7 protein-coding genes and 2 pseudogenes are annotated in these 6177 nt (G+C 70.6%); 2 read left to right on the top strand and 7 right to left on the bottom strand.

Going from position 1 to position 6177, the window contains the following annotated elements; translation table 11 throughout:
- On the top strand, positions 1-1164 hold a 1164-nt coding region (locus CSW58_RS05595), incomplete at its 5' end, for a DUF4153 domain-containing protein (RefSeq protein ID WP_143755096.1).
- A gap of 4 nt (positions 1165-1168) precedes the next feature.
- On the opposite strand, the pseudogene CSW58_RS05600 reads toward CSW58_RS05595, so the two are convergent.
- From CSW58_RS05600 to CSW58_RS16095, 7 genes and pseudogenes are all read right to left on the bottom strand, one after another.
- Positions 1169-2963, bottom strand: a pseudogene (locus CSW58_RS05600) (ABC transporter ATP-binding protein).
- Complete coding sequence (locus CSW58_RS14945; protein ID WP_236627661.1) at positions 2960-3160, bottom strand: DUF454 family protein; 201 nt, start codon at positions 3158-3160, stop codon at positions 2960-2962. Before CSW58_RS14945 ends, CSW58_RS05600 begins: the two are co-directional and overlap by 4 nt.
- 145 nt (positions 3161-3305) lie before the next feature.
- Positions 3306-3461, bottom strand: a complete 156-nt coding sequence (locus CSW58_RS16075; protein WP_369825090.1) for a hypothetical protein — start codon at positions 3459-3461, stop codon at positions 3306-3308.
- Positions 3391-3702 (bottom strand): annotated as a pseudogene (locus tag CSW58_RS16080) (ATP-binding protein); the annotation flags it as partial. The pseudogene CSW58_RS16080 and the gene CSW58_RS16075, both read right to left, overlap by 71 nt.
- A complete protein-coding gene (locus tag CSW58_RS16085) occupies positions 3594-4118 on the bottom strand; it encodes a sensor histidine kinase (RefSeq protein WP_369825089.1) in 525 nt (174 codons plus the stop codon). The pseudogene CSW58_RS16080 and the gene CSW58_RS16085, both read right to left, overlap by 109 nt.
- On the bottom strand, positions 4007-4849 hold the full coding sequence (locus tag CSW58_RS16090; RefSeq protein ID WP_369825086.1) for a PAS-domain containing protein: 843 nt from the start codon (positions 4847-4849) through the stop codon (positions 4007-4009). The genes CSW58_RS16085 and CSW58_RS16090 overlap by 112 nt, the downstream gene beginning before the upstream one ends.
- Positions 4801-5616: a hypothetical protein gene (locus tag CSW58_RS16095; protein ID WP_369825088.1), complete on the bottom strand. Its 816-nt coding sequence runs from the start codon at positions 5614-5616 to the stop codon at positions 4801-4803. Before CSW58_RS16095 ends, CSW58_RS16090 begins: the two co-directional genes overlap by 49 nt.
- A gap of 141 nt (positions 5617-5757) precedes the next feature.
- Between CSW58_RS16095 and CSW58_RS05615 the strand changes: the two genes are divergently transcribed.
- On the top strand, positions 5758-6159 hold the full coding sequence (locus CSW58_RS05615) for a metallopeptidase family protein (protein WP_099446627.1): 402 nt from the start codon (positions 5758-5760) through the stop codon (positions 6157-6159).
- The last annotated feature ends 18 nt before the right edge of the window (positions 6160-6177 follow it).

Below are 6177 nucleotides of genomic sequence, written 5' to 3' on the forward strand. Positions count from 1 at the left end.
GTGATGTTCGCCGCCGCCGTGCAGCTGACCGACGTGCGGGCCGCCCTGGTGCGCGGGGTGCGCACCGTGGCCCTGACCCTGCTGGCCTGGCTGCTGCCGCTGATGGCCCTGATCGCCGGCGGCTTCCTGCTGACCCTGCCCTTCACCGGCCTGGCCCCGCTGTGGGCGACCAAGAGCGCCACCGCCCTGCTTCTGGTCGCCGCCGCCCTGCTGGTGCTGCTGACCAACGCCGCCTATCAGGACGGGTCGGACAAGCCGCCGCTGGTTCTGGCCTGGGCGGCGCGGATCACCGGCCTGCTGCTGGCGCCGATCGTCGGCCTGGCCGCTTATGGCCTGGCCTTGCGGATCGGTCAGTATGGCCTCAGCCCCGACCGGGTGATCGCTGCGGCCTGCGTGCTGGTCGCGGCCGGCTACGCGATCGGCTACGCGGTCGCCGCCGCGCGGCCCGGACCGTGGATGAAGACCCTGGAGACCACCAATATCGCCATGGCCTTCGTCGTGGTCGCGGTGCTGCTGGCCCTGTTTACGCCGCTCGCCGACCCGAGGCGGCTGTCGGTGAACGACCAGGTGGCGCGGCTGGAGCGCGGCAAGGTGAAGGCCGAGGCGTTCGACTTTGCGTTCCTGCGGTTCGACGCGGGTCGCGCCGGCCAGGCGGCCTTGCAGCGGTTGAAGGCCAGCAAGTCGCCCGACATCGCCAAACAGGCCCGCACGGCGATCGCCTCAACCGCGCGGCCGGCGGCCGATCAAGTCGGTCAACTCAAGAAGGTGGCCGTCTATCCCAAGGGCCGCGCCCTGCCGGCGGACCTGCTCAAGCAGGGCCTGGACGAAAGCGGCTTCCTCTGCGGCTATTCGCCCGAAAACTGCGCCGCCGCCCTGCTGGACACCGACGCCGACGGGGTCGAGGAAGTGCTCCTGTCGAACGGCAGCGCGGTTGATGTCCTCAAGCGGGGCGGCGACGGGGCCTGGTCGAAGGTCGGGGTGGCGACGCGGCCCTGCGACCAGGGCGATCTGGCTGAGGCGTTCAAGACCGGCAAGGCCAGTCTGTCAGACCCCGAACAGCGCCGCGACTTGCTGGTCGGCGGTCTGCGGTTGCGGATCAGCCCGGCCGGAAAGGCCTGCCCGACGCCCGATGGCGACAAGGTCCAGGCGAAGAACCGACCTTAGCCGCCTAACCCGCCCCCTCGCTGACCGCATTGAGCCGCGCATAGACCCCGCCCGCCGCCTTCAGCTCGGCGTGGCGGCCTTCCTCGACGACGCGGCCGTTCTGGAACACCAGGATGCGGTCGGCGCCGCGCACGGTCGACAGGCGGTGGGCGATGACGATGGTGGTGCGGCCGGCCATCAGGGCTTCGGCGGCCTTTTGAACCTGCGCCTCGGTCTCGACGTCCAGCGACGAGGTCGCCTCGTCCAGAACCAGGATCGGGGCGTCGGCCAGGAAGGCGCGGGCGATGGCCACGCGCTGGCGCTCGCCGCCCGACAGCTTGACGCCGCGCTCGCCGACCAGGGTGTCATAGCCCTTGGGCAGGGTCAGGATGAAGTCATGGGCCAGGGCCTTGCGGGCCGCGGCCTCGATCTGCTCCTGGGTGGCGTCGGGGGCGCCATAGGCGATGTTCTCGCGCAGGGTGCGGTGGAACAGGGCCGGGTCCTGGGGCACCACGGCGATGGCCCGCCGCAGCGAGCCCTGGGTGACCTTGGCCACGTCCTGGCCGTCGATGACGATCCGCCCGCCCTGCAGGTCGTGCAGGCGCTGGATCAGCTTGACGAAGGTCGACTTGCCCGAACCCGTCGGCCCGACCAGGGCCACCCGTTCGCCCGGGGCGATGCTCAGCGAGAAGCGGTCGTACAGCGGCGCGCCGGCCGACTTGTAGCGGAAGGCCACGCCCTGAAATTCGATGGCACCGGGGCCGCGCGCGAAGGCCGGCGCGCCGGGCGCATCGGCGATCTGCGGGGGCAGGCCCTCCCAGGCGGCCAGGTCCTCGGTGTCGTCCAGGCCCTTTTGCAGCATGCGGATATTCTCACCCATGTTGCGCAGATAGCCGCTCATCAGCAGGAAGGCGGTGATGGCGAAGGTCACGTCGCCGGGGGTGGCGCGGCCCTTCGACCAGGCCCAGACCATCGAGCCGGTCAGGCCGCCCTGCAGCACAACCAGCAACAGGTTCTGACCCAGCCAGACGTCGGTGAAACGGTTCCAGGTGACCATCACCGCGTCGCGCCAGTCGGCGGTGACCACGGCGATCCGGGCGGTCTCACGGGCCTCGGCCCCGAAGCTCTTGACCGTCGGGTTGGAGGTCACCGCGTCGGCCAGGGCCCCGCCGATCCGGGAATCCAGGGCGTTGGAGCGCAGGTTGGCGGGCCGCACATAGCGCTCGGTGACCAGCAGGTTGACGCCAAGATAGACGGACACACCGCCAGGCAGATCACGCCCGCCAGGGGCTCGCGCCACAGCATCATGCCCGACAGGCCCAACAGAACGATCAGGCCCGGACCCAGCCAGATGGTCGCCGCGTCGGTGACATTGTCATAGCCCCACATGGCCCGGGTCAGCTTGCGCACCGTCGCGCCGGCGAAGCTGTTGGCGTGCCAGTCGGACGAGAAGGCCTGAACGCGGGCGAAGCCCTCATTGGTCATCTCCTCCATGTTGCGGGCCGCCAGCGGGATCCAGAACCGGTGGGAGATGTTGCGCACCACGGCGAAGGCCAGATAGACGCCGATGAAGATCCACAGCGCCGTCCAGGCGGCCGGGTCGCCCCGCGGCGTTTCGACCACCGCGTCCACCAGCCGCCCCCGAGGCCCAGGGCATGGCCAGGTTCGAAGCCCACGGCCACCAGGGTCAGGCCGACGCCCGTGAAGAACAGGCCTTTGCGACGCAGCCAAAAGCGCGCGATGAAGCCCAGCACCTTGCGGTTGCTGAGCGCCCGGCGGCGCTGGCCGGTCTCGTCTTCGTCATCGATGGCGTCGGTCATGGCCGCGCTAGATAGGCGTTCAGCGCCGCCGACGCGAGCCGCCGAACGGCCGCCAGCGCAGATAGGCGAATGATCGCCCGACCCACCACCGGGGTGCGCAGCAGCGGCCGCACCGCGTGGGGACGGGTCTTGAGGAAGCACAGCACCGCGCCGATCCAGAAGACGGTGGTTGGCAGGACCGGCGTGACGATCCCCACCGCGCCACGGCGACCAGAGTCCCGCCCAGCCCGTCCAGGGCGCGTCGCGCCCCGCGGGTCAGGCGCTTCGCGAGGGTTCTGGGGTGGGGGCGTCCATGGTCAGACTGATAGCATGGCCCGCGCGCCCGCGGACTAGAAGCCGAACTCAGGCTGCATGGCGCGGGATGCTGGGTCTCGGGCAGGTGGCAGGTGAAGGTCGATCCGGCGCCGGCTCGCTTTCCAGCGCCACCCAGCCGCCGTGCAGTTCGACCAGCGCCTTGACCAGGCAGGCCAGGCCCAGGCCCGGGCCCCCCCAGGCCAAGCGCCAGCCCGGCGCCGCGATCACGGCCGACGAAGCGATCGAAGATGTGGGCCTGGACGTGGAAGGGCACGCCGCGCCCGGTGTCGGCGACGTCCAGCCGGACCTCGCCCAGGGCGCGACGGGCCGTGATCGTCACCCGGCCCTCGGGCGGGGTCTGGCGCAGGGCGTTCTCGACCAGGTGGTCCAGGGTCTGGACAGGCGCTTGCGGTCGCCGCGGATCAGACCGACCGCCTCGTCGCAAACCAGGGTCAGGGTCACGCCGCCGACCTCCGCCAACCGCTCGAAGCGGGTCTGGGCGTGGGTCAGCAGGTCTTCGACACGGATGTCCTCGATCTCCAGGGCCATCTCGCCGGCGTCGATCTGAGCCATGTCGAGCACGTCGTCGATCGAGCGGGCCAGCTGGGTGGCGGCGGACCGCACGGCGGCCACATGGCCCTTGCCGCGCTCGGTCAGTCCGTCGGCCCGCTCCAGCAATTCCGAATAGCCGATGATCGTCGTCAGGGGCGTGCGCAGCTCGTAGGAGACATTGCCGACGAAGTCGCGCTTCAGGCGCTCGGCCTCGGCCAGGGCGGCCGAGCGGTCGGCAGCTGGCGGGTGTCGGTGACGTCGGCGAAGGCGATCAGGGTCGCGCCGTCCGGCAGGGGCCGCGACTGCCAGACCACGATGCGGTTGTCTGAGGTGCGGGTCTCGCCCGAGGTGGGGGCGCGCATCTGCGGATCGGGATCGGCCACGCGCCCCTTGAGCTCGCGCCAGAACGACAGGTCGTGCAGGCGCGGCACGCACAGCTCGACCACGCCCTCGAAATCGCCCGCCGCCGTCAGCGCCGCCGGGGTGACGTTCCAGAAGGTCTCGAAGGCCTCGTTGTGCAGGCGCAGCCGGCCGTCAGAGCCAAACACCGCCACGGCGTCGTTGAGCTTGTCGAGCGTGGCCTGCTGCACCTGGATCAGGGCGTTGTACTGGGCCTTCAGCCGCAGCTCGCCGGTGATGTCGGAATAGAGCAGGAGCATGCCGCCCAGGGGGTGGGGCTGGCGCACGACGCGCAGGGTGCGGCCGTCGGGGATGTCCCACAGTTCGTCGGCCTGCGGGCCGATGTCTTCGTAACGGGCCAGTTCGGCGGCCTTCCACTTGCCGTAGTCGACGGTCTCGGGCAGGCGGCGGCGCTGACGCAGGCGGTCGAGCACCTCGCCATGGGTGGGACGTTCGGCCAGCCAGGCCGGCTCCAGGCCCCACAGCTCGGCGAAGGCGGTGTTGTGGAACGACAGCCGACGGCTCTGGCTGAAGATCGCCACCGCGTCGGCGATGTGGTTGAGGGTCTCGTCATGGGCCTCGACATGCTTCTTCAGCGTGTCGCGGATTTCCTCGATATCGGTGACATCGGCGCTGAACACCCGACCCCGCCGCCTTCCAGCGGCTTGGCGGTGAACCGGAAGGCGCGGCGGCGGCCCTGGATCGGGGCCCAGCGCACGGCTTCGCGCCGCTCGCCGCTGGTGGCGGCCTCGATGGCCAGGGCGTCGGCGGCGCGGTCGAACGACTTGCCTTCGCGGGCGGCCTTGGCGGCGTCGGGCGCGCCGATCGCCTGCAGATAGGCGGCGTTGCCCCACATCGGCCCGCCATCGGCGCCCGAGATCCAGGCCGGCTCGACCAGGCCGTCGACAAAGGCGGCGAAGCGGGCGGCGCTGGGCAGCCCCGCATCGTCGGCGCTGGAGGCGGCCAGTCGCAGCCAGGCCAGGGCCCCGGCCGCGCGGCCCTCGACCGTGACGCAGCCGCCCGCCCCGCGCGCCTCGAAGGCGCAGGGCTCGCCACGCTCGAACAGGCCCTTGAGCCGCGCGGCATAGTCGGGATCAGCGCGGCTCAGGGCGTCGACAATGGCCTGGGCCTCGGCGCCCACATTCAAGACGCTGGCGCAGGCGGCCAGGCTGTCCTCGCCCGAAACCAGCCGCGCCTGGCCGTCCTCGACCGCCACCAGAGCGCTGTCAAAAGCCTCGGCCGAGGCCTGGGCGGCCATGGACCCGGTCTCCACCGCCGTCAGCTTCGCCTGCAGGGCGTCGATGCGCGCCTCGAAACGGCGGCGCTGGGCCAGAGCCCACAGCGTGGCGCAGATGGCCAGGCAGACCGCGCCGGCCGCCGCAGCGAGGATCAGATCGGGCGAGGTCATCGACAGGTCGCTGAGTCCCAGGGAAAAGGCGCAGGATGAGGTAGGGCGAACAGGAAGCGAATCAGAGTTTCAGCTTAGTGCGCCCGAGGCCAGAGCGCGATGCGCCCTGGCGCGCACGCGCGATCAGCCTATCTGAGGTCCATGACCCATACCGACCGCCCCGCGCCGACTCTCGACGATTTCGCCCTCCTGGCCCGCCGCGCCTTCGAAAATCTACCGTCCACCTTTCGTGACCTGTCGGGCGACGTGATCATCCGTGTCGACGATTTCGCCAGCGACGAGGTGCTGGACGAGATGGACATCGAAGATCCCTTCGAGCTGACCGGCCTCTATCAGGGGGTCGATCTGGCCCATCGGTCGGTGCTCGATCCCCACCCCCATCCCTCGATGGTGTTCCTCTACCGGCGCCCGATCCTCGACGAATGGTGCGAGCGCGGCGACGTCTCGCTGGGCGAGCTGATCAGCCATGTCCTGGTCCACGAGATCGGCCACCATTTCGGGCTGTCGGACGACGACATCCATCGCATCGAGGATCAGGCATGACGGCGACATCCTTCGATC

Source organism: Caulobacter sp. B11, assembly GCF_002737765.1.
Taxonomy (GTDB): domain Bacteria; phylum Pseudomonadota; class Alphaproteobacteria; order Caulobacterales; family Caulobacteraceae; genus Caulobacter.

Excerpts from the sequence above, each read along its gene's own strand:
- CSW58_RS16095 (WP_369825088.1), bottom strand. The coding sequence starts at position 5,616 with ATGACCTCGCCCGATCTGATCCTCGCTGCGGCGGCCGGCGCGGTCTGC.
- CSW58_RS05615 (WP_099446627.1), top strand. The coding sequence starts at position 5,758 with ATGACCCATACCGACCGCCCCGCGCCGACTCTCGACGATTTCGCCCTC.